This window comes from Deinococcus phoenicis (assembly GCF_000599865.1).
GTDB lineage: Bacteria > Deinococcota > Deinococci > Deinococcales > Deinococcaceae > Deinococcus > Deinococcus phoenicis.
In genome coordinates, this window is the sequence record NZ_JHAC01000082.1 from 19,728 (window position 1) to 43,662 (window position 23,935).

Here is a 23,935-nt window from a genome sequence, read left to right on the forward strand (position 1 = left end):
CGCTCCCAGCAGGGCGGACCCGGAGGCCGACAAGGCACGAGCGGAGATGGAGGCAAGCAGAGTGACACAAACAGCAGCACCTCAGGTCAGCATCGGTGTGGACGTGGGCGGGACCAAGATCGCCACCGGCGTCCTGCGCGCGGGTGAACTTCACGACCGCCGCGTCCAGCCTACGCCCGAAACAGGCTGGGAAGCCGTTCTGGACGCCATCGCCGCGCAGGTCCTGGACTTGCAGGCCCGGCACCCGGATGCCGCGCGGGTCGGCGTGGGCGTGCCTGGCCCCCTGGATATGGCACGGGCCCGGGTGAAGTTCGCGCCGAACATCTACGGCTTTACCGACGTGCCCCTGGTGGATGGTCTGCGCGACCGGCTGGGGCAGCGCATCGTGCTGGAAAACGACGCCAAGGCCGCCGCCCTCGCGGAAGCGCACCTGGGGGCTGCGCGCGGCACCGGGAGCAGCGTGTACGTGACCGTCAGCACCGGCATCGGCGCGGGGATCGTGCTGAATGGGCGCATCTGGCGCGGGCGGCACGGCATCGCCGGGGAACTCGGGCACGTGACCGTGATGCCGGGCGGCCCCGTGAGCGGGGCGGGGCTGGACGGCGCGCTGGAGGCCGTCGCCAGCGGCACCGCCATCGCCCGTGACGCCAGTTACGCCCTGAACCGCGACGTGAGCACCGCCGAGGCGTTCGCGCTGGCGGCCCAGGGGCATCCCGCCGCCCGGCGCATCGTGAATCAGGCCCTCAAACACATCGGCGTGGCGCTGGCCGACCTCCAGAAGCTGCTCGACCCAGAGGTCTTCGTGATCGGGGGCGGCGTCGCCAGTGTCGGGGACCTGTTCTTTCAGGGCGTCCAGGCCGCCGCCGACGAGTACGCGGCCGGCTTCGCCCCCGTCACCATCCGCCGCGCCCAGCTCGGGACCGAGGCGGGCGTGATCGGGGCGGCGCTGGCGGCGCAGCAGGAAGGGGCGTGAGCGCCGCCCCCTCCGACCGGCGGCAGGTGGCCCTGATCGCGCACGACCGCCAGAAGCTGGAACTCGCCCTGTTCGCCCTGAACCGCCGCGACGTGCTGGGCCAGTTCCACCTGATCGCCACCGGCACGACGGGCAGCATCCTGGAGCAGAAGACCGGCCTCACCGTCGAGCGGATGCTGTCGGGGCCGCTGGGTGGCGACCAGCAGATCGGCGCCCGCATCGCCGAGGAGCGGGTCCTGGCCGTGTTCTTTTTCCGCGACCCCCTGACCGCACAGCCCCACGAGCCGGACGTGTCCGCCCTGCTGCGCCTGTGCGACGTGCACGACATCCCCCTCGCCACCAACCCGGCGAGCGCGGAGGCGCTGGTGCTGTGGCTGGCGCAGAGGGGGCTGGAGGGCGTGGGGTGAGGGCTGGAGGCAAGCGGGAGCTTTAGGCTCACGCTGCTGCCCCCACAACCCTCAGATCACGAACTCGCCCGCCCGCATCACCGGCTCGCACTGACCATCCTGCGTGATCCCGTCCACGTCCATCTCGCCGCTGCCGATCATCCAGTCCACGTGGGTGAGGCTGTCGTTGCCGCCCTTCGCGTTGAACGCCTCGGTGGTCATCTCCACGCCGCCCTGCACGTTGAAACGGTACGCGCTGCCGATGGCGATATGCGACGCGGCGTTCTCGTCGTAGAGGGTATTGAAGAAGAACAGGCCCGAGCGGCTGATCGGGCTGGAGTGCGGCACCAGCGCGACCTCGCCCAGACGGTGACTCCCCTCGTCGGTGTCGATCATCTGCCGGAGGGTGTCCTGGCCCGTCTCTGCGGTCGCCTCCACCACGCGCCCGCCCTCAAAGCGGATGCGGATGCCGCTGATCAGCACGCCGTTGTAGGAAAGCGGCTTGGTGCTGACCACCACGCCGTCCACCCGCTCCCGGTGCGGGGCCGTCCAGACCTCCTCGGTGGGGATGTTCGCCGTGAAGGTGATGCCGGAGGGCGTGTCGGCCGCGCCGCCGCCCCAGAGATGGTCATCGGCCAGGCCCACCGTCAGGTCAGTCTCGCCGCCCTTGAAGTGCAGCGCCGCATACTGTTTGGCCGTCAGGGTCTCGCGGCGGCGCTTCAGGTCGGCCAGATGCCCCTGCCAGGCCGCCACCGGGTCGGGCTGATCGGCGCGGGTGGCGGCGAAGATGGCGTCCCACTGCCGCTGCACCGCTTCCTCGCGGGACACGCCGGGGAACATCAGCTCGGCCCACTCGGGCACCGGGGCCGAGATCAGGTTCCAGTTCAGGCGGTTGGTCATCACCTGCGCCGTGTAGGGCTTGCGGTAGGCCGCCAGCGTCCGTTGGTGCGCCGTGACGCGGGCCGGGTCCACGCCCGCATACAGGTTGGGGTTGGTCGCGCGAATGGCGATCACCGCGCCGCCCGCGTCTGCCGTCTCGGTCTCGGCGTCCACGCGCCACTCACTGATCTGCTCGAAGGACCCCTCCGGCGCCAGACTGAAGCGGGCGAGCTGCACGTCGTCGTCGTCCCAGCGCACGTCCACGAAGCTCGCGCCCGCCGCGTAGGCCTCGCGCACGATCAAGCGGGCCAGCGGCGCTGTGTCCACCGGGGCCTGCACCAGCACGCGCTGGCCCTCCCGCACGCCCAGGCCCACCCGCACCGCCAGCCGCGCGTAATTGCGCAGCTTCTCGTCGAAACTCAAGTTGGTCACGCGGCCAAGCATACCGCGCCGACCGCCCCGCGCCCTTGACGGCTGGCCGAACGGCATCTATAGTTCTGTGGCTGGCCGTCGAGGCGTAGCGCAGCCTGGTAGCGCACTACCTTGGGGTGGTAGGGGTCGTGAGTTCAAATCTCGCCGCCTCGACCAGCACAAACTCCCTCTGAGAGGGAGTTTTTCTTGTTTTCCAGTGGATGGCTCAAGGAGCTGAAGGCAGCCTGCGTGCTACGCACGTGCTACACAGACAAGCCTCCGGCCTTTGAGCATCTGGGGCTTGGCTATGCTGGTTTTCGGGTCGCGGCTGGGAGAGCGATTTGGCCTGGCGCTCATGCACTTCCAGGTGCCTCTTCAGGCTCCATCTTTCTGAGGCACCGCTCTCAGATGTGACATTGCTGAAATGAGGCGGCGTTCAGATTAATGAGCGTTTATGCTGTCAGGAATGTGTTTCCCGAGGAACGCCCCGCGCGGCGGGAGAAAATCCACCAGTTCGCCGCCAACTGTCGGGCCGGGGCGCGCCGCCCCCTTCATCTTTCTGACCCTGACGCTGCTGGGTTCACACGCGGTAGCACAGGAGCGCAGGGGCAAGGCCGAACTTGTCCGCAGCAGTCTGGAACCGGGCGTGACCCGGCTGGTGAACACCGTCGAGGAAGTGGTGGAGGCGGCGGGCGGGAATCTGGAGCGCAGCAATGCCCATTTCGTCCTCGCCTTCAGCACCGGCCACTACAAGGCGGACCCGCTGGGCGCGCAGGCCGCCCGTGAACTCGCCACCCAATTCGTGCAGCGCCTGACGGTCCCCGGCGACCGCGTCACGGCCCGCGCCTGGGAGCTGAAGCCCTGGGCGTACCGCGAGCCGTCCAGTCTCACCCTACAGGTCGGCAACGAACGCGCCGCCGATCAGAACCGCATCTCTGCCCTGTGGCCAACCACGCCCGCCGTGGGCAGTGTCGGCGGACACGACACAGAGCGGGCCGCCGCCGAACTGACCCAGGAGTTCAGCCAGGACGCCGGGGCGGTGCTGGTGCTGCTCACCAACACGGCGGCGAGTGTGGGAGCCAGCGGTGAGAAACTGCTGGGCGCGAACGCCCCCGAATATCAGGCGATGCTGGAGGACTGGACACGGGTGGGCGGCACCCAGGACGGCGCGACCCTGAACGTGCCCTACGTGATCACCCGTCCCAGTGGTGACGTTCAGGGCCAGTTGCAGGCGGTGGTGTTCGCCCCGAAGACCTTTACCGCCGCACCCCTCACCGGGGGGAGCCGCACGGAACTGCTGAGCGCCGAGGCCCCCCCACCCCCGACCGGCGGCGGAGGTGGGGTCAACTTCGCCCCCTTCCTGATTGGCCTGCTGCTGCTGGGTGGAGGCTTAGCCGCCTGGAAGCTCCTTGGTGGGCCGCGCGGTGGGGGCGGCAGGGGCGGCAGCCTGCGGGTGGGCGACCAGCAGTTCGCGTTGCCGAAATCAGGCACCTTCTGTGTCCTGGCCGGTCCTGGCTACGTGGCCGAGGGCGACACGCCGGTGGTCCCCGTGCAGGGGTTGCCCCCCGAGCGCGTGGCGGAACTGTCGCGGGTAGGCCGGGAAATCCGGGTGCGTGGCACGCACGAGGATGTGCGCCTCAGCAGCGTCGGGGGCCGGGTCGTCGTGGACAACACCGCTGCACTCCCCCTGCGCCCGCAGGAGCCGGATGTCGCTCTGGAATTCAGCGGGGAAGTGCGCGGGCCAGGCGGCGTGCCGCGCGAGATTACCCGCACCGTCAACGTGGCATTCATGCAGGGAGAGGCGTAAATCATGGACTTCAACAACATTTTCGTTCAGGTTGTGCCGCTGTACACCCAGGTCAACTTCTGGGTCACGCTGGGCGTGACGCTGCTGGTGTGGTACGCCGTGGCCGTGGGCTTCGCGCACCTTCTGTTCGGCGCGGGTCAGCGGGGCGCAGTGGAATCAGCGCGGCAGGGCATGGGGGTTTCCCTCTTCCTGATCGCCGTCGCGCTGGCCTGCGGCGCGTACTTTCTCTTCAGACCGGCGGACCTGATCTACATGATCGCCCTCGCCGTGACGTTCCTGATCCTGGCGGTGCTGGTCTCGGCAGTCTTTACCCGGATGGGCAAGGAGTAATTTCATGGCGGAAAATATGCGGGTCTTCAAGACCCTGGTGATCGGGCTGGGCAGCACCGGCACAGAGATTCTGGAGGCCCTGGCCGACCGCATCGACTGGGAGGTCGGCGGGCTGCACCGTGCGCCTTGGCTGGAGTTCCTGGCCGTGGAAACGGACGTCGCCAAGCCCAACCGCTTCAACGGCACCGACGATTTCAAGACGCTGGGGATTCCCGCCACCGCCTGGAGCGACATGCTCCACCGTCCGGACATCTATGACGCCAGTATCGCGCTGAATACCTGGGCGGATGCCGAGACGCTGGCTCAGTTGCCCGCGCAAAGCATCGACTCGGGAGCCGGGCACATCCGCATGGTGGGCCGCCTCGCGCTGCTGTATCCGCCCAACTACAGCGAGATCAAGAACGCCATCGCCCAGCGCGTCGCCCGCCTGCGGAATCTCACGGACGCCCAGGCCAAGACGGCCCTGAACCTGAACAACGCGGGCCTGGAAATGAACGTGCAGTTCGCGGTCAACCAGGCCAGCGGGCAGACCGGTATCCGCGTGATCGTGGTCGGTACCCTGTGCGGCGGCACCTGTAGCGGCACGGCCAGCGACATCGGGATCATGCTGCGGACCATCCTCGACAACGAGGAAAAGACGCTGGGCATGTTCACGCTGCCGCACCCGAACCTCGGCATCGCCCAGAAATCCGATGCGGAAATCTGGAAGACCAATGCTTACCACGCCCTGGCCGAGCTGAACCAGTACCACATCCACACCGACACCGAGCGCTACAAGACCATCAAGTTTCCCGACAGGGCGGAAGGCAGCCCGGTGCTGCCCCACGACGCCATGCCCTACGACCTGGTCTACCTGCTGCGGCCCAGCAGCACCGAGAACATCGACCTGATGCGGCTCACGCAGGCCATCGCCGACCGCATGTTCCTGAACGTGTTCGTGCCGGAAACCGACCCGATGGCTTACATGGTCAACGCCGGTCCGGTCACGGTGCAAAAGGGCCGCGCCTTTGCCTTCTCGACCTTTGGCCTGTCCACCATCGAGTACCCCATGCGCCGGATTCTGGAGGCGCTGAAGTACCGCACGCTGCTGCACGCCGTGGACCGCTGGAAGGACCGCAAGTACGAGGGCAACCCCGACGGGGAACTCGACGCGCTGGGGCTGACCATTCCTGCCCTGACCGAGGCGCTGCTGCTCGACGAGGGCGGCGCGTCCATCCGCGCGAGCCTGGACGCCAAGAAGAACGAGGTGATGCGGGCCGCCCGCAGCGGCAACCCCCAGGCAGCCCGCAAGGCTCTGGACGAACTGCGCGGCGCGTTTGGCAAGGAGCGTGGGGACGGCCTGCGTGGTCTGGTCCACGTCACGGTCAATGACAACCGCCGCCGTGCTGCGGAGAGCGTGATGGGCGCGGTGCAGGGGCTGGTTTCCAGCCGTTTGCTGGACTACGACCAGGGACCGAACATGCTGCTGGGTGTGCTGCAAGCGGTCCAGCCCCGCATCGGGGAACTGCGTGGCTGGGAGCCGGGCGAGGGCAAGACCGGCGGGGCGAACGGCGTGATCGATCAGATGGAAGCTATCCGCACGAATACGTTGCTGGGCCTGTTCTTCCTGAAGGGCAAGGCATCCAGGCAGTTGCTCCCTGCCCTCAGCCGCGCACTGGACGACGAACTCAAGGCCCGCGTGAACCATAAAGTCAAGGAGGCCCTGCGCGACACCGGCAGCGGCCTGAAAGCCGAGCCGGGCACCTTGACGGTCCTCGATGATGAAACCCAGAAGGTCGCCCGCCGCCTCACCAACCTCCGCAAGCGCCTCACCAACCAGGCCGACCGCTGGCGCGAGGTCCGGGCCAAGCTGGAGAACGACACCAACGACGTGAACGGCCTCTCGCTGTTCGACGCGCCTCCAAACGGCACGGTGGACAAGGAGGAGGCGCTCGCCATCGACGACCGTGCCAAGGAAACGCACGCCGCCCGCCTGATTCGCTCGTGGGAGGCGCTGATGAAGGGCGTCCTGCCGGGCGTGAACGACCCGGACTGGCTGCTTGGCCCCTGGTCGGTCGGCCAGGACAACTTCGAGCGCTCACAGCTCAACGCCCTGGAGCAGATGGCCGTCGAACCGTTCGAGCAGACCCTACGGAGCGGGGGCAAGGACGTGATCACGCGCCTGTACGACAAGCGCAGCCCCAGCTTCGACCCGAACAGCCAGGCGATGGGCGCGGCCAGCAACGCCCAACTGTTCCTGAGTCTCAATCCGCCGCTGGGACAGGTCGATCCCATGAGTCCGCTGCCCAGCCGCAAACTGCTGGTCGGCATGAACCTGACCCCCGACTTCCGCAAGGCTATTCAGCCGTGGGTGAGCAAGTACCCCGCTGCCCGGGAGGTGGAAGGCGTCGATCCCTACCGCGTGGTGATGCTCGAAGAGTGGTACCGCTTCGCCCTGCGCGGCGCGGACGACGTACGCGACCTGTCGTTCAGCCAGCCCACCCGCTTCAACACCTACTTCACCCGCAAGCGCAGCGACATCGACTGGACGCCCATCAACGACAAGGAAATCCGCGAGCTGGAGGAAGCCGAACGCCTGATCTTCCTCTCGGCGCTGCACGGCGTCACGCGGCTGGAGGGCGGCCACCTGGTGATGGACTGGCCCAACCAGGCAGGCGAACCTGCCGACCCCGCCAAGCGCCGCCGCAAGCTGCCGGGCCGCTTCGGCAAGGCGGCGCGCAAGCTGGCCTTTGAGCCACGTGACGCCTTCGGCAAGAGCCTGACCAATGCCGCGACGTATCTCAAGAGCAACATCGACGCGCAGATTCGCCAGAAGGTGGGCGAACACGGCGGGCAGCACGAGGGCCGCAAAGCCTACGTGGAGTGGCTGCACGAGCAACTTCAGGGCGGACAGGCCCGCGCCGTCAGCGACTGGAATGACAAGGCCGCCGAGACGGTGCTGCTGCGCCACCTGACAGGCGACGACGACCTGCGCCAGGCCCTGCTGGAAACCTTCCCGCCCGACGAAAACCTGATTCAGGGGCTGTTCAAGAGTCAGGGCGAGCGCCTGCCGAAAAACCGTACTGCGCCTTACGACGGGTATTACTGCATCAAATGCGGCGGTGAGGTCGGCAAGACCGAGGAAGAGGTCATCAAGAATGGCCTGCGGTGCCACTTGTACCCGGAAGAGGCCAACCATCCCTTCGGCATGCCCTACAGCCCCTTTCCCGGAGCATAAGCAATGCAGGCATTGATTCACGCCCTGCTCAGCCTGCGCCCCGAAGGCTGGCTCACGTTGATCCTGCTGATGGCCCCCCTCACCGTGTATTTCATCGTGAACCTGCTGGCGGCCGCCCGCGAGCGCCACCAGGAACGCACCCGCCTGAAGCTGGTGCGCGAGAAGATCGCCGTGGCGCTGGACACCGAGGACCCCCCCGAATCCGACGAGATGGCCGAGGACGCCCTGGCCGCCGTGAAGACCTTTCCGGCGAGCAGCGCCATCCGGCGGGCCGTGGTGGCCGTCGCACGCGCCCGCACCCTCGCCACGCCGGATATTCAGGCCGCCACCGACACTGTGGTGGCCTCCAGCGAGGCGCGGCTGTCCACGGTTCGTAACATTCCCAACCTGCTGATGCTGGCTGGGCTGCTGGGGACTGTGCTGGGACTGGCCGGGTCCATCGGCACGCTGGTGGAACCCATCCGCAATGCCGCCCGCGCCACCGAACCGGGGCAGCTCGCCAGCGCACTGGGGCAGACGATGAGCGTGATGCAGGGAGCTTTCGGCGCGAGCTTATGGGGCATCCTGCTGAGCCTGGGGACAGGTATCGCCTATGCGCTCGCCGCCCGGCAGCAGGAAGCCTTTCAGGATGAACTCTCGGCCTTCGTCCACGCGGAACTGGTGCCCGCCATCTTCCCGCGCGCCCTGACCTCGCAGATGGAGCGCATGAGCCGCTACCTGCGCGACGCGGGGCAGAGTTTTCAGGACATCCACAAGCGCCTTCAGGAGGTGGCCGGGCAGCTGGAGACCGTGCTGGGGCAGGCAGGCGACACCCTGGGACAAAGCCTTGATGGCCTCGCCAGGACCAGCACCCAGATCGAGACGGTCTTCGGCAACATCGACACCTCCGTTCAGCAACTCACCCAGGGCCTCAGCCGGGGGGTCAGTGATCTGGTGCAGGCGCAGGAGGGCGCGGCGGCGTCCCTGCGGGCCAGCAGCGCAGAGATGGAGCGAAGCCTGTCGGCGCAGGCAAACAAGGTCGAACACTTGCAGGAAACTATCAATACGCAAACGAGTGCCCTACTGGGCCGGGTCCAGACCGTCGGTGACGCCCTCAGCAATGCCAGCAAGAAGTTCGAGGAGGCAGGCTCGAACTTGCAGACGGAGCAGAGCAACTACGCCGCCCGCCTCGACCGCAACTTCGAGCAGCTTACACGCGCCCTGGCACGCGGCGACGTCGCCCCGGCGGCCGGTGACTGATGCGGAGGCGTGACCCTTGACCCGTTCGCGGCTACACCCGGACACCAATCCGTATATCGCCTTCAGTGACCTTACGCTGAATCTGGTGTTCGTGCTGATCTTCTTCGTGGGAGGCATTCTGGCTGTCGGGCAGGCGGGCTGGGAACAGGTGCGCTACCGCAAGGCGCAGGACGTGGTCGCGCAGGCCGTCAAACAGGCGCGGCTACCCGCCCGTCCGCTGTTGCTGTTGCCGGGGCAACGCAACGACCCGCCCGGCGCACAACGCTGGGTGTTCTCCTCCCAGCAAATGTTCGTGGGCGATACCGCCACACTCACGCCCGCCGGACAGGAAGCGCTGGTGGCGTTTGCGCGCGTGCTACGGGACCAGGGCCAGCACTGGAAACGGGTCCGTATCGAGGGCCACACGCAGACTTCCAAACCAAACACGCCGGAACGCTGGAGCCTGTCCGCCGGGCGGGCCAGCGCCGTTGCCGAGGCGTTTTACCTGCGGGGCGGCATCAGTCCCAACCGGCTGGCGGTCGCCGCACGGGGTGGGCAAACCTCCTATGCCGGAATCAAGTTCGATCCCCGCAACGAGCGCGTCGAGATCGTGGTCGAGTACGCGCAGCAGTCCGGCGACTGATATGGGCAAGCTCACCCCCATGCAGGAAGCGACCCACGACAGCACCTCAGAAGTGCGGCTGCTGGCCCTGGCGACCGCCTCCGATGCTTCAGTGCGCCGAGCGGCTCAGGCGCACCCCAGACTGGGCAAAACGTTCAGGAACCTGCTGATCATGGCCGAGGAATATCCCGAACGGTTGTCGCCGCATGACCTCGCCTGGCTCTCCCGACAAGGTCCCTTCGGGCAGCAGATCGCGGCGGCACACGCGGAGACACCCGGCGAGGCCCTCAAGCGGCTGGTCATGGCGGGGCAGACGCGGGCAGTTCTTAGAGTAAAAAATGGACGCGACGGTCAGTGGCTGCTCGCGCTGGCCCGGCAGGATTCAGCCCTGCTGGCGTACCTCAGCCGTGATTACAGCGTGCCGTGGAACCTCCGGCGACAGGCTTATCAGCTTCACCATGCCCGCGGCGCTGCCACCGCTCAGCTCACGGCCGCCCCGGCAAACCCCACAGGCGAGGCAGCCCTGCTGGTCCCTCACCTCCGGGAGAAGCTGCGGAACCGGCGCGAGCCTCCCACGTTCACGGACGAGGAGGCCGACCTGCTCAGGACGAACCCTGCCCTGCAACGCCTGGCCGCCCATCATCCCCTGCTGCCGGTACCCTTGCTGGAATGGCTCGACCGGCTCCACCCACACGGGCAGGCCCGCGAGACGCTGCTGTACCGGCTGGAGCATCACGACCTGGAAGCCGAACTGTTCGCCCGCCTGGCCCGCGAGGGCGACTGGGAAGCCCGCGCCGCGCTGGCCCGCAACGCCCATCTGCCGGGTTTCCTGCTGCCATCCCTCGCTGATGATCAGGACTGGTGGGTCCGGGCCTCCGTGGCCGAGAATCCCAACACCGTCCCCGAACACCTGGCCGTGCTCGCCCGCGAGGACGATCACGCGGTCATCCGCGAAAACGTCGCGCGGCACCCGCATACGCCGGGGGAGACTCTGGCCGACCTGGCAGGCGACGGGGAGGCAGCCGTACGCCTTCAGGCAGCGAGAAATCCCAGTACGCCACCGGAAGCCCTGGCCCGGCTGGCCGGGGACGACCGCTACGCCACCCGCGAGGCCGTTGCGGCACATCCGCTGACCCCGCCCGAGGTGGTGCGGGCGCTCAGCGGCGACGCGAACGAGCGCGTGGCCCTGGTGGCCCGGCTGCGCCTCTCGCACGTGACGGAACAGGGGCTGGGGGAATTGCTCGCCACCCGCCGCCGCAACGTGAAACTGGCCGTCGCCTCCCGCGCAGAGGTGCCCCTGCCGCTGCTGCGTGAGCTGGCCCGCGACCGGAGTCCCCAGGTGCGCGCCCAGGTCAGCATGCATCCCTGGTTGCCGGAGTTCGAGCGCGGCCTCCTTCGGCAAGATGCTGACCCTACCGTGGGGCGGGTGGCCCTGGCCGCCGACCCCGCCGCCCCGCCGGAAGTCCTGCTGGCGCTGCCCCGGCACGACGCCCGCATCCGCCAGGGTCTCAGCCGCAATGCCGCCACGCCCGCCCCGGTGCTGGACAGTCTCAGCGACGACGCGCTGGAGGACGTGCGGCTGGCGGTGGTCCTCAATCCTGCATCCCCGGAGGGTGCCCTCCAGCGCAGATTGCCCGAACAGCCGCTGCGGCCCGGCATCCGTCGGCACCCGCTGTATGACCACGTGAAGCCGAACCTCCACCGCCTGGAATACCAGGAAGCCAGCAACCCCGCCACCTCCCCGGAAGCCCTGGAAGCCCTGGCGGACAGTGACGCGCCCAGGGTGCGGCAGCAGGTGGCGCTGCATCCCGCCACCTCCACCGGGGTGCTGCTGCGGCTGGCGCAGGACGAATGGGAGGAGGTGCGCCGGGCTCTCGCCGGACGTGAGGCCCTGGCCGCCGAGGTCCAGCACGCCCTGGCGCTGGACGCCGCCCTGACCGTGAAAGAGCGGCTGGTAGGGCGGGAGGACTTGCCGCCACAGATCATGCTCCTGCTGGCGCAGCAGGTGAACGGGGAGGAAGCGCTGCTGCTCTCCCTGACCCGGCACCCCGCCGTCACGGGAGAGGTGCTGGCGGCCCTGGCGCGGCAGCCGGGCGTGGCGGTGCGGGAGGAGGTCGCCCGGCACGCGCGCACCCCCTTGGCCGCGCAGATTCACCTCGCCGCCGACCCCCAGGACACAGTGGCGGGCAGTGTGCTGAAAAATCCTACCTGCGGGCCGGAAGTGCTGGCGGTGCTGGCGCGGCAATCACGCTTCCGGCTGAGGGTCGCGCAGCATCCGCGCACGGCCCCGCAGACGCTGGAAGCCCTGGCCTTTGACGCCCCCTACGCCCGGCTGTTGCACCTGGAGCGGCTGCTGAGGCGTGCGCCCCCCGCCCTGCGGGAACAGGCCCAGGTGCGGCGCTGGGTGAAATGGCTGCGCCAGCGCGCCTCCGGGAATGCTTTCCGGGAGCTGAATGTGCTGGCGGCGGTCATCCGTCATCCGGCGGCGACGGGGCGGACCGTGCAGTTCGCCTCCCGCCTGAATCACACCGAGATCGCAGCTGCCCGCCAGGAGCGGCAGGCCCGCCTGCGCCCGCCCTCCTCTCCTGACCCGGAGGCCCCCCATGAGTGAAGCCCTTGCCCCCGGCACCGTGATCGCCGACCGGTATACCCTGCGCGCCTGCCTGGCGGCCACACCTCACGAGGACACCTACCGTGCGGAGGCCAGTTGGGGCGGGGCCGTGATCCTGACTATTTTCACGCCCCCTCACGAGGGCACACCGACGGGGGCGCGGGTGCGGCAGGCGTTCCTGCGGTCGGCGCGGCTGCTCGCGCAGGTGCAGCATCCGGGCGTGCCGCGCGTCACGGACCTGATCGAGACGCCGGAGTGGATCGTGGTCGTGCAGGAAGACCGGTTGCGCCGCTCCCTGCGCGACGTGATGGGCGGCGCTGCCCTGCCACCCACGCAGGCTCAGGACCTGACCCGCTGCCTCTTCGGGGCGCTGGCGGCGGCTCACGCCCAGGCGCTGCTGCACACGCAACTGACGCCCGGGGAAGTCTGGTTCGACACCCAGGGCCAGCCCGTGCTGGCGGGATTCGGCCTGGGTCGCCGGGCACTGCGGGAAGCCGGGCAGGACACTCCCCCCGACGCCCGCTATGCCGCGCCAGAATTGCTGGCCGGGGGGAAGCCCAGTCCGCAGGCGGACGTGTATGCCCTGGGAGCGACCCTCCTCGAAGCGGCGTCTGGCCACGCGCCGCCGCCCTCCAGCGCCCGCGGCCAGGGCATTCCCTTGCCGCCCCTGCCGCCCGGAACGCGGCCTGCCGTGCCTGCGGCGCTGACGCAGGCCCTGGCGCTCGAACCGTCCGAGCGGGCCGTGAGCGCCGCTGAAGTTCTGGAAGGGATGGACCGGGCGGGTGCAGAGACGCCTGAGCCCCCCGCCTCTCCTGTGCCTCTTGCCGCACCCGCCCCTCTCCCGGTAAAGAACCCGCCGCCACCTTTGACTTCGGCTCCCCTGGCTGCGGAGCCGTCGCGGAAGGCCCCTTCTGGGCGGGCCTTCCCGATCTGGCTGGGGATGGGAATGCTGGGGGTCCTCGCGCTGGGTGGTACAGCCGCCGTCTTCCGCCTCAGCGGGGAGGAACCGGCCTCCACGGCAGCGGCCTCGGTTCAGGCCGCGGGCCTGACAGGTTCCGCGCCCGTGGAGGCCGTCACCCCCCCCGCCCCGGCACCCCCGCCTGAACCCGTGGTCCTGCGCACCGTTGTCGTGACCACACCGCACCTCAATCTGCGGCAGGCACCGACCACGGCGGGCGCAGTCCTGACCACAGTCGCGCGCGGTGAGCGGCTCGCCGTGCTGGCCGAACAGGGAACCTGGCTGAACGTCCAGACGCTGACCGGGCAGGGCGGCTGGGTCAGCGATCAGCACACTCTGCCGCTGCTGGGGGAGGAGGCGACCGGGGCCGTCCTCCAGCAACTCGCCGTGGGGGGAGACGTCACGCTGGCACGGGGCGTGTACTGGTTCAGCCAGCCGGTGCGTCTCACAGCCGATGTCAACCTGGTGGGTGCGGGGCAGCAGGCCACGCTGCTGATGAGTGACGCTGCCGAGGACACCCTGATCCTGCAAGGCACCAGGGCAAGCCTGACCGGGCTGAGCGTGATTCATGTGGGCAGCGCCCCTGCACGGGCCGTGCTTCAGGAAGGGGGCACACTGACCGCCGGGCGCGTGACGCTGGCCGGAGCGGTACGGGATGCCGACCAGCAGACGTACGGCAGCGGCCTGTGGGTCAAGGACGCGGGACACGCCGCGCTGGAGCAGGTCATCCTCAGCGGGAACGCCTTCGGGCTGTACGTGAGTGACACCAGCCACGCGGAAGCCGTGGCCTCTATCCTGACTGGCAACAGCGAGGGCGGCGCACTGTTCGGGGACGACGCGACGGGCGAAGTGCGGGGCAGCACCATCGCGGAGAATGGCGCGCATGGTGTCCATGTCCTTGGGCAGGCCGCGCCCAGGCTGGACGGCAACCGCATCCGCCGCAACCGGGGCCGGGGCGTCACCGTCTACGGTCAGGCCCGCCCCACTGTCATGGACAACATCATCGAGGAGAACACGCTCCAGGGCGTGGGCGTGCAGGGCGAGGCGCAACCCACCCTGAGCGGCAATACCGTCCAGGGAAACCGCCAGAGTGGTCTGGCCTTTTCCGAAAACGCGGGTGGTCTTGCCGAGAACAACACCGTGCAGTTCAACCTCAAGTCCGGGATCGCCCTCTCCAAATACGCCGCGCCCACCCTCAGCGGCAACACGATTCGCCGCAACGCTGAGAACGGCCTCTCCTACGCGGACCACACCGGTGGGGCCGCCCGCGACAACGTGATTTCCGGGAACGGCAACCCCGGCATTTCGGCCTGGGGAAACGCGCAGCCGACCCTGACGGGCAACGCCGTGCAGGGGAACAAGCAGAGCGGAGTCGTGCTGGCCGAACGGTCTTCCGGCGAGTTCAGCGGCAACACCGTGTCAGACAACGCCCTGTACGGCCTGATCGTGACGGGCGACGCCGCGCCGACGGTCACGGAGAACACGGTGACCGGCAATGCCCGTGGCGGCATCTTCTACAAGCAGAACGCGGGCGGCAGCGGATACGGCAACACTTGCTCCGGCAACGGCGGCGCTGGCCTCAGCGCGGCGCTGAATCCTGACCAGGAGGGGCCGGAGTTCAGCCCGGACGGCTGCGCTCTGAATTGAGGCCCACCCGAACCAGTCTTCGTTCCTGCCACACCGGACGCTGTCAGATGCCGAGTACGGGATGAGGCTGGTAAAGCTCCTCCAGTGCCCGCAGGTCCCCCGACGTGAGCTTCACGTTCAGCGCCGCCACAGCATCTTCTAGGTGCGGCAGCTTGCTCGCTCCGATAATGGGTGCGGTCACGCCTGGCAACAGCAGCCAGGCCGTCGCCACCTGCGCGGGCGTGATGGCCTGGCGTCCGGTGACCTCAGACTTGAGAAGGCATCTCATCCTCATAGCTGGGGGCTTACGCAGTCTGTATTTCGAGGTCCTGGCCGAGAGACGAGTTCGCCTTGACCCTCATACCTCTTCATGCACCCGATCAGCGTCCATCTTCGCCGGGCGGATCAGGTGGGTACCCAGGTTAAAGGTGGCTGCCCGCTTCTCCTGTTCGAGGACTTCCCGGTAGTGGGACAGCGTGGTGTTGATGTCCTTGTGACCCGCGATAGCTGCCACCACCTCCAGTTGCTGCCCCGCTTTGAGACGCTGGGTGATGTTGGTGTGCCGCCCGGAGTGGGAACTGAAACGCGGTACGTTTGCCTCCCGACACACGCCCGTAATGATCCGGTTGACGTTCCGTGGATGGAGGGGGGTCGCCACCTCACTGGTGAAGACATAGTTCTGCTCATGCCAGGCCATACCGAGATCGAGGGCTTTGGCCTTTTCCTGCGCGCGGTGGTTCAGCAAGACTGCCCTGAGATCGTCGGCGATATACAGTACGCGGCGTGAACTCTGGGTCTTGAGCACTCCTTCCACCGGGACGTTCCCGAGCAGCTTAAGCTGGCGTTCAACCCGCACTGTCCCCGCCTCAAGGTCGATATCCCGCCATTGCAGACCCAGAGCCTCGCCCCGACGAAGTCCCAGCGAGAACAGGGTGTACAGCAGGGCGTGCTGGGGCACCTTCGCCGCAGCCTCCATAAAGCGGCGCAATTCATCGTCATCCATAGCCTTGCGCCGCCGGGTCTGCTCTTCCTGTGAGGTGGCCTTGATACGGACGTTCCGAGCGGGGTTGGTGGGCATCAGACCCTCCTCCACCGCCATCTCGAAGGCTGCCCTCAGATGGGACAGCACCTTGCCCCGTGTGGCACTGGCGAGGGGACGTTTCCGCCCCAGCAGCTCACTGTCCAGGTGGCGTACATGCGAGGGTTTGACGTCGCGCAGGCGCATCGCCTTGAAACACGGCGTGACGTAAAGACGCAGGTACATCTCGTACTGCTCGAAGGTGGTCGGCCCGACCTGGTTGCGCTTGAGGGCGAGCCACTGGGCAAGCCATTGGCCCACCGTGACCCGTTCCGGTCCCCCCAGAAGACCCCGCTCGTGGTCGGTCAGCGCGCGGGCTAACGCCTTTTTCGCCTCGGTGATGTTGATGGCGGTTCCCGTCCGCCGCTGCTGCTTGCCCTCAGCACTCGTGCCGACTGTGATGGACCAGCGGTAGCGCCCGTCCTTGAGGAGCCAGTAGCTCCCCTGTTTGTTGCCCTGGCGTCTGTTTCGCTTCTCTGGCATGCCTTTCCCCTTGAAGTGGGGGTGAGCCTCATGACTCACCCCCTTTCGGCCTGTCAGCCGTTTACCCTGACCTGTCCCTGCGCCTCGCTCAGCCCGCTGAGCCACCGCTCCAGGCCCGCCCGTGGAAAGCGCACCGTGCCGCTGATCCGCACCGAGGGCAGCAGTCCCGCGTTCGCCATCGTGTAGACCCGGTTGCGCCCTACCTGGAGCCGTTCAGCCACCTGCTTCGCCGTGAGAAGGTCGGGGGCTACCGCTTTGCTGCTGTCGTATTCCATGGTCCTTGCCTCTTTCCGCGACCTCTGGGAGACGACTGTCCCCGGTGAGTGCCGCATCCTCTGCTGGGTTCCCGAATGCCTCGGGGTAGTTCCATCCTCCCGATGGGGCGGGCACGGCGCGGGGGTCTTCCAGTACCGGGAGGGAATCAGGCAAGGACAGGTGGAGCACAGATCACCCCATGGGGTGACTCAGGCCCCAGCTCTGGGTCAGCATGCGGCGCAGCGCCTCGACACGGCGGGCGTACTGCTGGGCAGGGAAGTTGGTCTGGCTTGCTGCCACCTCGCCGCCGACCAGGAGGGCGAAGATGTCCCACTGCCGGGCTGCCTCCCGCGCGCACCGGAACGACCCCAGGTCAACGCGTTCGCCGTGGAGCTTGAGAATGGCGACGAAGCGGTTTTCCTTTTCGATGTGGCGGACCCCCCGGTAGCCACTCTTGCCGCGCGCTGCCCGGCGGTTCAGAGCGCTCTGGGTCGGGTTGACCAGCCGCAGGTTGCGGCGGCGGTTATCGAGAGGGTCGCCGTTGATGTGGTCGACGACCACACCCTCCGGAAGCTCCTCGATACCCAGCACCATCCAGTGCAAGCTCCGCCGGACGATGTGGCCGGGGGCCTTCTCGATACGCGTGGCGACGTAGCCATGCTTACTTCCATCTACAGCACGGATGCGCTTGAAGTCGAAGTACCAGCGGTAAGGGGCCACACGGTCGTAGACGTCCGCGTCAACCAACGTCGTCGCGTATTCGCCCTCGGCGTGCTTGCCATGCAGCTCCAAGAATCGCACCTGTTCCATGTCGTCCTCCTGGGTCTAAGTCCATCATTTCTGCTAATCGCTCCGTGTATTAACACATGCAGAAATATCGTTTGTCAACCCTTCCCGACGTATCGTGCGGTGATGCCTCACGTCCGCTGGAAGTTGCCGGAAATTGCCAAGGAGCATGGCTTGGGTGGCTACAGGCTGACGAAGGCCATGCTTCAGGAGACGGAGCGGGGCCGAATGAACACCATCTACCGCCTGCTCAGTGACAAGCCACCAACGCGGGTGGATCTCGAAACTCTCAGCGCCCTGATCACGGCCCTGCGCACCCTCACCGGACGCGAGTACAAGGTCGGTGACCTTCTGGAGTACCTGGACGCCGAGGAAGAACAGCAGATGAAGGAGACAGGGGCGGGGGTAGGGGGGGATTATGAGGAACGCTCAGAGGGTGACCGGTCGACTCAACCCGGGCCGGAGAACGACTGAAGGATTTGCCCAGGGAACCGTGACAGCGGTCGTGCCCACACGTGCAGGGTGCAAAAAGGCCCCCGACGCGCCATAAGTTCAGGGCACTCCGGATAGAGTGTCCAACTTGCTGTTTAAAACTCCGAGTGGTTGGGCACGTCGTGCCAGTTCCCCAGGGCGCCGTCGGTGGCATAGCGGCGCACCCCACAGCACCCACCTCCGCGTGCCTTGCGGACGCCAATCTGCGGGTGGACCCAATTCGGTGGGTGTGCCTCGCTCAGTGCCTTGGCGACGGCCTGAGCATCGCGGGCGCGGTAGAGCGTGATCTGGTGGCTCGACTTGGCGTTGAGCTTCTTGCTGCCCTGCATCTGGTGAGCCTCGGCGGGACCCTTGGCATCCTCGGCCTCGCCGTTGGTCTGGGCGAGGTTCATGTGGTGATAGCCGTATTCGGATGCCTGCCGAGCGAAGCGCTGCATCTCGCGCTGAAAGACCTGATCCTCGCGGAGCTTGCCGAAGTCGTAGCTCTCGAAGAGGTTGTCCCAGTTGTCAACAATCACGATCAGCCGGGCTGTCTCGGGGGCGTCCCCCGCCTCGCGCGCCTTCTTCAATTCCTGCGCCTTGATCCGGGCCAGGGCGCGGATGCTCTCCGGGGTGAAGTCCTCATCGAGCGCAGTGAAGCGCCCTTGTTCGATGGCTTGCCGAAGCTGGGCGTTGCCCCGCCTGAGGCTGCTCTGGAACTTAGGGATGCGGAGGTTGTACTGCGCTTCGCTGAGGCGGGCGTGGAGGCGGGTTACCTGCCCGAAGACGTAGTCGGCGGTCATCTCGCCGCTGGCGTACAGTACCCAGTGCTTTTCCGTCAGCAGCCAGTGGGGGATTTGCTGGAAGACAAAGGTGGATTTGCCGACCCCCGAGGGTGCGGCGATCAGGCTCATGCATAGAGTGCCGCCCGCGCCCAGCCCGCCGCCCAGGTCGTCGTTGAGCTGGTGCAGGGTGGTAGTGATCAATCTTGGCTCGGGAAGCGCATCCACATCGTAGGCGTGATAGTCGCGCAGCGAGGCTGCGGGATCGCCCAAAAGTGTGCTTTCAGCCGCTTCCTGGGCCAGAACCTGGGCGGTGTTCAGGTCACCCTTACTGGCAGCCTGAAGTGCAGCGGTGAGCCGTTGAACCGTGCTGGCCTGCGCGTGCTGGCGCAAGACGCCCTCTAACGCGGCCGACAGATTGCCATACAACTCTCTGCCCTGGAGCTTGATCCGCCCGGCCCGTAGCGGTGGCAACCCCGCTTGCCGCGCCGTGGCGTGAGCCACGGGCAGGTGACCCTGATCAAGCAGGATGCAAGCGGCCTCGAAGAGCTGCCGCTCCTCGCCAGTGAACATCTCGGGCATCAGGCGTGCGACAGCGTCGCGCAGGGGTTCAAGGGTGTCGAGACCCTGTCCGCTCATCTGCATAACAATCGACAGAAAACCGGTGGTCGCACTCGGCTCGCTCATCTGGAACCCCTCCGACGATCAAAGCCCTGGAGTTCCAGAACATGTCCCGCTTCAAGGCGGGAGCGTACCGCGTCGGCGTTAGCCGGGTCAGCTACCATACGCCGGGCCGCCTCCTCAGGAGAGTGGTTGCTGGTAATGACCAGTCCCAGACCGTTGGACACCCTCATCTCCAGCGTCTCGTACAGCACCTGGGCGACGAACTCGCTGGTTTTGCTCTTACCCAGGTCATCGATGATCAGTACTTGCCCGCTGCGTCCGGGCGGCACCTTGAAGGCGGAGTCACTCATGGTGTATTCACGGCACGCCGCGAGGAAAGCCACCTCCGGCCAGTATTCGACCGTGACGCCCAGATTGAGGAGTTCCACCGCCGTCACGATGCTCAGGTGGGTCTTGCCCACGCCGCCCACTCCGTGCAGGAAGACCTGGTCGCGCGCGCCGAGGCCAGCCATGGTCTCGCAGACCCTGGCGTTGCTCGTGGACTCTTCGTAGTCTCGCCCCGCCATGGCAAAGTAGTCCCGGCCCAAGCGCTCCTTCATCAGCACACGGCTGCGGAAGAGGCGCTGATGGTGCTCCAACTTTCTGGCATAGGGCAAGTACGGCTCCTGCATCCGGCAGTCGCAGTCGAAAAGGGCCACGTACTCGCGCCTGTCATAGTCCGGCTTCCAGTAGACGGCGAGAATGCCACAGGCTGGACAGCGAGTTTCCACCGTGGGCCGGAGGATCGGGTTGGGGTGATGCATGTCGAGGATGATTTCGGTCATTGCGCGGCTCCCGGCTTGGCGGCCTGCACGCTCGCGCGTTCAGCACGTTTCACGGCGGCCTTTTGCTGGAACGTCAGCCCAGTGGGCTGGTGGTCGGCAGGCCGTAGAGGAGCAGCGCGGGGGACGGCCCTGGCCGCCTCGGCGCGATACTCGTTCACTTTGTTGAAGGCACCGTTGAGCGTGACCCGGCCCCGGTACTGGTCCGCGCCGATGTGGTCCAGAACGCGCTTCAATTCCGCCGCATCCATCGAGTTGTCCATCCGCCACAAGCGCTGGCTGACCCTGTCGAGGGCTTGCCCAGTGGCCTGGTCGGGTGCCCTGCCGTCGTCCTTGAAGATCGCCTGGGCCAGGAGGCCGCTCATCGCGCGCACCTCAGCCTGCCTCTCCTCGGCGGTGCCCTCCAGCATCCTTGTCCCCAGATCGTCCCTTCGGGCGCAGCCCGGCTCAGGGGGTTGAGGTTCTTCCCATTCTTTTCTTCCCTTGCTGGAACTTACCTTCGCTGGCTCCTGCTGCACTGGCGTCAGCATCTGGGACGCACGCCACGGCACGTCCTGCGCGGGCGGCGGCACTTCCTGCTCATCCAGTTCCAGCATGATGCCGTTCCACTGAGCGTAAGGCTGCACCCGGTAGCGGGTGGCCCTTCCAGCCCGCGCGCGGCCAATGATGATGCCCCTGTCCTCCAGATCACGCAGGACACCCTGGGCCTTTCGCCGGGACATGCCGAGACCCGCCGCCATATTTCCCACGGCTTCGTAGTACTCGCCCCGACTGCCGTTGGTCCGGCTGGTGATCCAGACGAGGGCCGCCAGGGAATGGGGTGTCAGGCTTTGAGTGTTGATGTACTCCCGCATCGTCGAGTGGATGTACAGGGGCGGCATCGTGAAGGGGTCGAATTTCCGCTGGTCGTCCGGGGTGATCTTCTGTCCGTTCATGGTCTCCTCGGGCCGCGGCGGGGTGGTTCCGCCGCCTGAGCCACGAGGAAGGTAGGGCGGGTTCTGGGCACGGGCTGGGATGCGAGATGCAGCAATGTGAAAGAGGAAGACAGATGATGGTATTTGGCAATATTCCGGCGTTGGAACTAACACCGAATACAGCTGCCAGGACATATCTTCGGGCACCAGCTCACGGAGGCGGGCCAGCAACGTAATTGCCGAAAAGCCGCCATTCAAGGAAGGGAATTGGCGATTCCCCCCAGTGGGGTGGGCTTGTTGTCAGCCGCTGAGGGAAAACGGCACCGTCAGAATCGCGCTGTTGAGCCGCGGCGGCCCTGGGTAGACTTGGTGGCGGTCGAGGCAGTGTTCTCAACCTGGCGTCCCGTTCGGCCTGAAGGGGGTGACCCCATGGGGTGACCCGCCGTACTTACTCCGGGTTGAGTACGTCGTAGGCGTTGGGGTCGCGTTTGACGGAGGCATCGGCCAGGACGCAATATCTGCGGTCGGCATCCACCTTGTCCGTCGGGTAGACCATGCCCCTGAACCGGCGGCCCGGCACACGGGCAGAACGCGACATGTTGACGTAGTAGCCCTCGTAGTCGCCGGGTGAAACCACCACGACCTTGGTGCCCCGCTCGCCTCCGAATTCTCTGATGCAGAGCATCTCGACTTCCTGAAGTCCTGCCATGGCTGACCTCCCAGTTCTGTTGGGAGCCGAGTCGCAATGCACAGCTCCCCGACAAGCAGGCTACAAAGCAGCACTTCACGCCGTCGGAAGATTTGTGGACCCCCCCAGCGGGTGGAAGCCAGACCAGCGCCTACGCCACCGCAGCTTTCCCCATCGCCCGCCCGATGCGGTCTAGCAAGGCTGAGCGGCGAGCCTCGTAAAAAGCCGCAAAGTCGTCGGTGCGGAGGGCCGCCACATCAATCACATGGGTGCCGAGGATTTCGTCCATGCGCTCGGGCAATACAGTCTCGTCCCGCTGGAGCCTGGCGAGGTAGGCGCTGGGAGCGACGCCGCCAATCTTGCGGTTGGTCTTGTAAGACAGCGGCGTCTTGTTGATGATGCTGTCGTACCGCTTGCGCTCAATACCCTGATCCTCGCACCACTTCTGCGGAAAGATGTGGTGTACGTCGATGCTCTGCTCGAAATAGCTGGTGTCGGTGGCAGGCTGCCCAGTGCGGAAGTCCTCGGCCCCGTCGCGCATCAGCAGGGCGTACACGCCCTTGTAGGCGGCGCTGTTGCGGGTGCGGAGGGCGTCCAGCCGCCCGGCGTTGAAGTTCGCCTCGCGCACGGTGTCCGGCTCGGCTCCGCCGCCTATCCACGTCAGCAGTTCAGGGAAGTCCTTGGCGAAGCGGGTTTCGGTGGCGCTGGCGTACAACTCACCGAAGACGCCGCACCAGTACCACCGGGCAAGCCTGTCCTGCACCGCCACGCTGTCAGCCTTTTCGCCCAGCACCGCCAGCACGGCGGCCAGGGGCACAAGCTGGGTGCGGTAGGGCAGGTCGCGGGCCACGAACATTCTCTGCTGCCGCAGGAACCGGGCGGCGCGCAAGTAACCCTGCTCCACGCTCCCGGCGTGCTGCTGATACTCGTCCAGCGTCAGTTTCAGGATGTCCTTACGTTTGCAGGACACCGCTGACGCCTCGCTTGCGGCCTTGCCTTCTGCCATCTGCGCGAGCCTCCGGGCGCGGGTCGCCAGCAGCGTGACCGATTGCAGAAAGTCTGTGCTTTCCACCAGGTCCAGCACCGGCCACCTGTGCAGGCGGCCCTGGATGCCGGATCTCCCCTCTGCCGGGTCGCCCAGCCACGCCTCGCGCAGATGATAGTCATCGGCGGCAAAGGTGGCCGTCAGCAACTCGAAGACGGTCAGGCTCACGCCGCCGGTGTTCACCTTCTCGAAGACCTGGCAGACCGCTTCCTTGGGCGTGTCCCTGCCCATCGTGATGACCGGCACCTGGTAGGCCCGGAAAGGCTCCAGCACGGCCTTCCTGAAGGCTTTCCAGACCAGCTTGTGCTCCGGTGAGAGGTCACGGTACTCCTCGGCCCAGTCCTCATAGTCACCGAACATCAACGTCATGGGGAACATCCCTGCTTCCCGCTCCAGCTCTGGCGTGCTGTAGTCGGCCACCACCTCGTTCCGGAAGTTCCGCAGCTTGCGGTCTTCGGGCACGCTGACAAAGGCCTCCTCGCGGTCGGCCTCCGGGTCGCTGGCCCAGCGTATATCCACGTAGTACCAGCGTTTGATGTCCTTATCGCGGGCGTCGCGGGTATCCACCACCTTGCCGCTGGCGATGGCCTGAAACAGGCTGGTCATGCGCTGCTGGCCGTCAAGCAGCAGGTGGTCGGGGGACTGGGACGCGGGCGTCGGTGCGCCTTCCAGGGACCGCACCTTGAAGCGCACATCCGGGTTCCCCGTTTCCAGCATCATCACCGCGCCGATGGGGTACGACAGCGACACGCTGGCGAGCAGGCTGCGGATGTGGTCGTCGTTCCAGACCCAGCCGCGCTGGAAGTCGGGCAGTTGAATCTTGCCCGCCGCCACCGCCTTCAGCATGTCCGGGAGGGCTTTCTTGTCGGGTGTGAATGAGGTGGTCATCGGGAAATTCCTCCGGTGAATCGGGAGCGGAAGTCGAGGTCCGGTCAACAGGCGGGAGGCCC

The 23,935-nt window shown here is 66.9% G+C and carries 20 protein-coding genes and 1 tRNA gene; 11 read left to right on the plus strand and 10 right to left on the minus strand.

Annotation, left to right across the window (positions count from 1 at the left end):
• Positions 1–46: 46 nt before the first annotated feature.
• A complete protein-coding gene (locus DEIPH_RS17120; protein WP_034360609.1) occupies positions 47–973 on the plus strand; it encodes an ROK family protein in 927 nt (308 codons plus the stop codon).
• Complete coding sequence (gene mgsA, locus DEIPH_RS17125) at positions 970–1,380, plus strand: methylglyoxal synthase (RefSeq protein ID WP_034360611.1); 411 nt, start codon at positions 970–972, stop codon at positions 1,378–1,380. Before DEIPH_RS17120 ends, mgsA begins: the two co-directional genes overlap by 4 nt.
• 51 nt (positions 1,381–1,431) lie before the next feature.
• Here mgsA and DEIPH_RS17130 read toward each other — a convergent pair whose 3' ends face one another.
• Positions 1,432–2,682: an aminopeptidase gene (locus DEIPH_RS17130; protein ID WP_034360614.1), complete on the minus strand. Its 1,251-nt coding sequence runs from the start codon at positions 2,680–2,682 to the stop codon at positions 1,432–1,434.
• Between the two features lie 67 nt (positions 2,683–2,749).
• Between DEIPH_RS17130 and DEIPH_RS17135 the strand changes: the two genes are divergently transcribed.
• From DEIPH_RS17135 to DEIPH_RS17170, 8 genes are all read left to right on the plus strand, one after another.
• A tRNA-Pro gene (locus DEIPH_RS17135) sits at positions 2,750–2,826 on the plus strand.
• 289 nt (positions 2,827–3,115) lie between these two features.
• Complete coding sequence (locus DEIPH_RS17140) at positions 3,116–4,456, plus strand: hypothetical protein (protein WP_235183286.1); 1,341 nt, start codon at positions 3,116–3,118, stop codon at positions 4,454–4,456.
• 3 nt (positions 4,457–4,459) lie between these two features.
• Positions 4,460–4,786, plus strand: coding sequence for a hypothetical protein (locus tag DEIPH_RS17145; RefSeq protein ID WP_034360616.1), 327 nt, complete (start codon positions 4,460–4,462; stop codon positions 4,784–4,786).
• 4 nt (positions 4,787–4,790) lie between these two features.
• Complete coding sequence (locus tag DEIPH_RS17150; RefSeq protein WP_034360619.1) at positions 4,791–8,003, plus strand: tubulin-like doman-containing protein; 3,213 nt, start codon at positions 4,791–4,793, stop codon at positions 8,001–8,003.
• 3 nt (positions 8,004–8,006) lie between these two features.
• Positions 8,007–9,242: a hypothetical protein gene (locus tag DEIPH_RS17155; protein ID WP_034360621.1), complete on the plus strand. Its 1,236-nt coding sequence runs from the start codon at positions 8,007–8,009 to the stop codon at positions 9,240–9,242.
• A 16-nt stretch (positions 9,243–9,258) separates the two neighbouring features.
• Complete coding sequence (locus tag DEIPH_RS17160; RefSeq protein ID WP_034360623.1) at positions 9,259–9,864, plus strand: OmpA/MotB family protein; 606 nt, start codon at positions 9,259–9,261, stop codon at positions 9,862–9,864.
• A gap of 1 nt (position 9,865) precedes the next feature.
• Positions 9,866–12,454: a variant leucine-rich repeat-containing protein gene (locus DEIPH_RS17165; RefSeq protein WP_034360626.1), complete on the plus strand. Its 2,589-nt coding sequence runs from the start codon at positions 9,866–9,868 to the stop codon at positions 12,452–12,454.
• Complete coding sequence (locus DEIPH_RS17170) at positions 12,447–15,059, plus strand: right-handed parallel beta-helix repeat-containing protein (protein WP_034360628.1); 2,613 nt, start codon at positions 12,447–12,449, stop codon at positions 15,057–15,059. Before DEIPH_RS17165 ends, DEIPH_RS17170 begins: the two co-directional genes overlap by 8 nt.
• 43 nt (positions 15,060–15,102) lie before the next feature.
• Here the strand turns inward: DEIPH_RS17170 and DEIPH_RS17175 are convergent, their stop codons facing one another.
• The 4 genes from DEIPH_RS17175 to DEIPH_RS18945 all read right to left on the minus strand — a co-directional run bounded on the left by DEIPH_RS17175 (position 15,103) and on the right by DEIPH_RS18945 (position 17,655).
• Positions 15,103–15,327 carry an aldo/keto reductase gene (locus DEIPH_RS17175; RefSeq protein WP_034360630.1) on the minus strand — a complete coding sequence of 75 codons (225 nt, stop codon included), beginning with the start codon at positions 15,325–15,327 and terminating at the stop codon, positions 15,103–15,105.
• Between the two features lie 69 nt (positions 15,328–15,396).
• Positions 15,397–16,599, minus strand: coding sequence for a tyrosine-type recombinase/integrase (locus tag DEIPH_RS17180; protein ID WP_034360632.1), 1,203 nt, complete (start codon positions 16,597–16,599; stop codon positions 15,397–15,399).
• A 53-nt stretch (positions 16,600–16,652) separates the two neighbouring features.
• Positions 16,653–16,874 (minus strand): helix-turn-helix domain-containing protein, encoded by a 222-nt coding sequence (locus DEIPH_RS17185; RefSeq protein WP_034360634.1) that lies wholly within the window; start codon positions 16,872–16,874, stop codon positions 16,653–16,655.
• Between the two features lie 172 nt (positions 16,875–17,046).
• Entirely contained in the window at positions 17,047–17,655 is a 609-nt protein-coding gene (locus tag DEIPH_RS18945; RefSeq protein ID WP_161636092.1) for an HNH endonuclease, read from the minus strand.
• A gap of 111 nt (positions 17,656–17,766) precedes the next feature.
• Between DEIPH_RS18945 and DEIPH_RS20360 the strand changes: the two genes are divergently transcribed.
• Positions 17,767–18,114: a helix-turn-helix domain-containing protein gene (locus DEIPH_RS20360; protein ID WP_152545015.1), complete on the plus strand. Its 348-nt coding sequence runs from the start codon at positions 17,767–17,769 to the stop codon at positions 18,112–18,114.
• Between the two features lie 113 nt (positions 18,115–18,227).
• Here DEIPH_RS20360 and DEIPH_RS17200 read toward each other — a convergent pair whose 3' ends face one another.
• From DEIPH_RS17200 to DEIPH_RS17220, 5 genes are all read right to left on the minus strand, one after another.
• Complete coding sequence (locus DEIPH_RS17200) at positions 18,228–19,580, minus strand: P-loop NTPase family protein (protein WP_034360636.1); 1,353 nt, start codon at positions 19,578–19,580, stop codon at positions 18,228–18,230.
• The gene (locus DEIPH_RS17205; RefSeq protein WP_034360638.1) at positions 19,577–20,341 is read right to left on the minus strand and encodes an ATP-binding protein; all 765 of its coding nucleotides are present in this window, start codon (positions 20,339–20,341) and stop codon (positions 19,577–19,579) included. The genes DEIPH_RS17200 and DEIPH_RS17205 overlap by 4 nt, the downstream gene beginning before the upstream one ends.
• Positions 20,338–21,273, minus strand: a complete 936-nt coding sequence (locus tag DEIPH_RS17210; protein WP_034360640.1) for a hypothetical protein — start codon at positions 21,271–21,273, stop codon at positions 20,338–20,340. The genes DEIPH_RS17205 and DEIPH_RS17210 overlap by 4 nt, the downstream gene beginning before the upstream one ends.
• Before the next feature lie 427 nt (positions 21,274–21,700).
• Complete coding sequence (locus DEIPH_RS17215; protein ID WP_034360642.1) at positions 21,701–21,937, minus strand: hypothetical protein; 237 nt, start codon at positions 21,935–21,937, stop codon at positions 21,701–21,703.
• A 154-nt stretch (positions 21,938–22,091) separates the two neighbouring features.
• Positions 22,092–23,873, minus strand: a complete 1,782-nt coding sequence (locus tag DEIPH_RS17220) for a GmrSD restriction endonuclease domain-containing protein (protein WP_034360644.1) — start codon at positions 23,871–23,873, stop codon at positions 22,092–22,094.
• Positions 23,874–23,935 lie beyond the last annotated feature (62 nt).

What these genes read in the sequence shown, in the direction of transcription:
- DEIPH_RS17210 (WP_034360640.1), bottom strand. Translation starts at nt 21,273, where the DNA reads ATGAACGGACAGAAGATCACCCCGGACGACCAGCGGAAATTCGACCCC.
- DEIPH_RS17165 (WP_034360626.1), top strand. Translation starts at nt 9,866, where the DNA reads ATGGGCAAGCTCACCCCCATGCAGGAAGCGACCCACGACAGCACCTCA.
- DEIPH_RS17170 (WP_034360628.1), top strand. Translation starts at nt 12,447, where the DNA reads ATGAGTGAAGCCCTTGCCCCCGGCACCGTGATCGCCGACCGGTATACC.
- DEIPH_RS17175 (WP_034360630.1), bottom strand. Translation starts at nt 15,327, where the DNA reads ATGAGATGCCTTCTCAAGTCTGAGGTCACCGGACGCCAGGCCATCACG.
- DEIPH_RS17145 (WP_034360616.1), top strand. Translation starts at nt 4,460, where the DNA reads ATGGACTTCAACAACATTTTCGTTCAGGTTGTGCCGCTGTACACCCAG.
- DEIPH_RS17155 (WP_034360621.1), top strand. Translation starts at nt 8,007, where the DNA reads ATGCAGGCATTGATTCACGCCCTGCTCAGCCTGCGCCCCGAAGGCTGG.
- DEIPH_RS17205 (WP_034360638.1), bottom strand. Translation starts at nt 20,341, where the DNA reads ATGACCGAAATCATCCTCGACATGCATCACCCCAACCCGATCCTCCGG.
- DEIPH_RS17140 (WP_235183286.1), top strand. Translation starts at nt 3,116, where the DNA reads ATGTGTTTCCCGAGGAACGCCCCGCGCGGCGGGAGAAAATCCACCAGT.
- DEIPH_RS17215 (WP_034360642.1), bottom strand. Translation starts at nt 21,937, where the DNA reads ATGCTCTGCATCAGAGAATTCGGAGGCGAGCGGGGCACCAAGGTCGTG.
- DEIPH_RS20360 (WP_152545015.1), top strand. Translation starts at nt 17,767, where the DNA reads ATGCCTCACGTCCGCTGGAAGTTGCCGGAAATTGCCAAGGAGCATGGC.
- DEIPH_RS17185 (WP_034360634.1), bottom strand. Translation starts at nt 16,874, where the DNA reads ATGGAATACGACAGCAGCAAAGCGGTAGCCCCCGACCTTCTCACGGCG.
- DEIPH_RS17130 (WP_034360614.1), bottom strand. Translation starts at nt 2,682, where the DNA reads ATGCTTGGCCGCGTGACCAACTTGAGTTTCGACGAGAAGCTGCGCAAT.
- DEIPH_RS17220 (WP_034360644.1), bottom strand. Translation starts at nt 23,873, where the DNA reads ATGACCACCTCATTCACACCCGACAAGAAAGCCCTCCCGGACATGCTG.
- DEIPH_RS17200 (WP_034360636.1), bottom strand. Translation starts at nt 19,580, where the DNA reads ATGAGCGAGCCGAGTGCGACCACCGGTTTTCTGTCGATTGTTATGCAG.
- DEIPH_RS17120 (WP_034360609.1), top strand. Translation starts at nt 47, where the DNA reads ATGGAGGCAAGCAGAGTGACACAAACAGCAGCACCTCAGGTCAGCATC.
- DEIPH_RS17180 (WP_034360632.1), bottom strand. Translation starts at nt 16,599, where the DNA reads ATGCCAGAGAAGCGAAACAGACGCCAGGGCAACAAACAGGGGAGCTAC.
- DEIPH_RS17150 (WP_034360619.1), top strand. Translation starts at nt 4,791, where the DNA reads ATGGCGGAAAATATGCGGGTCTTCAAGACCCTGGTGATCGGGCTGGGC.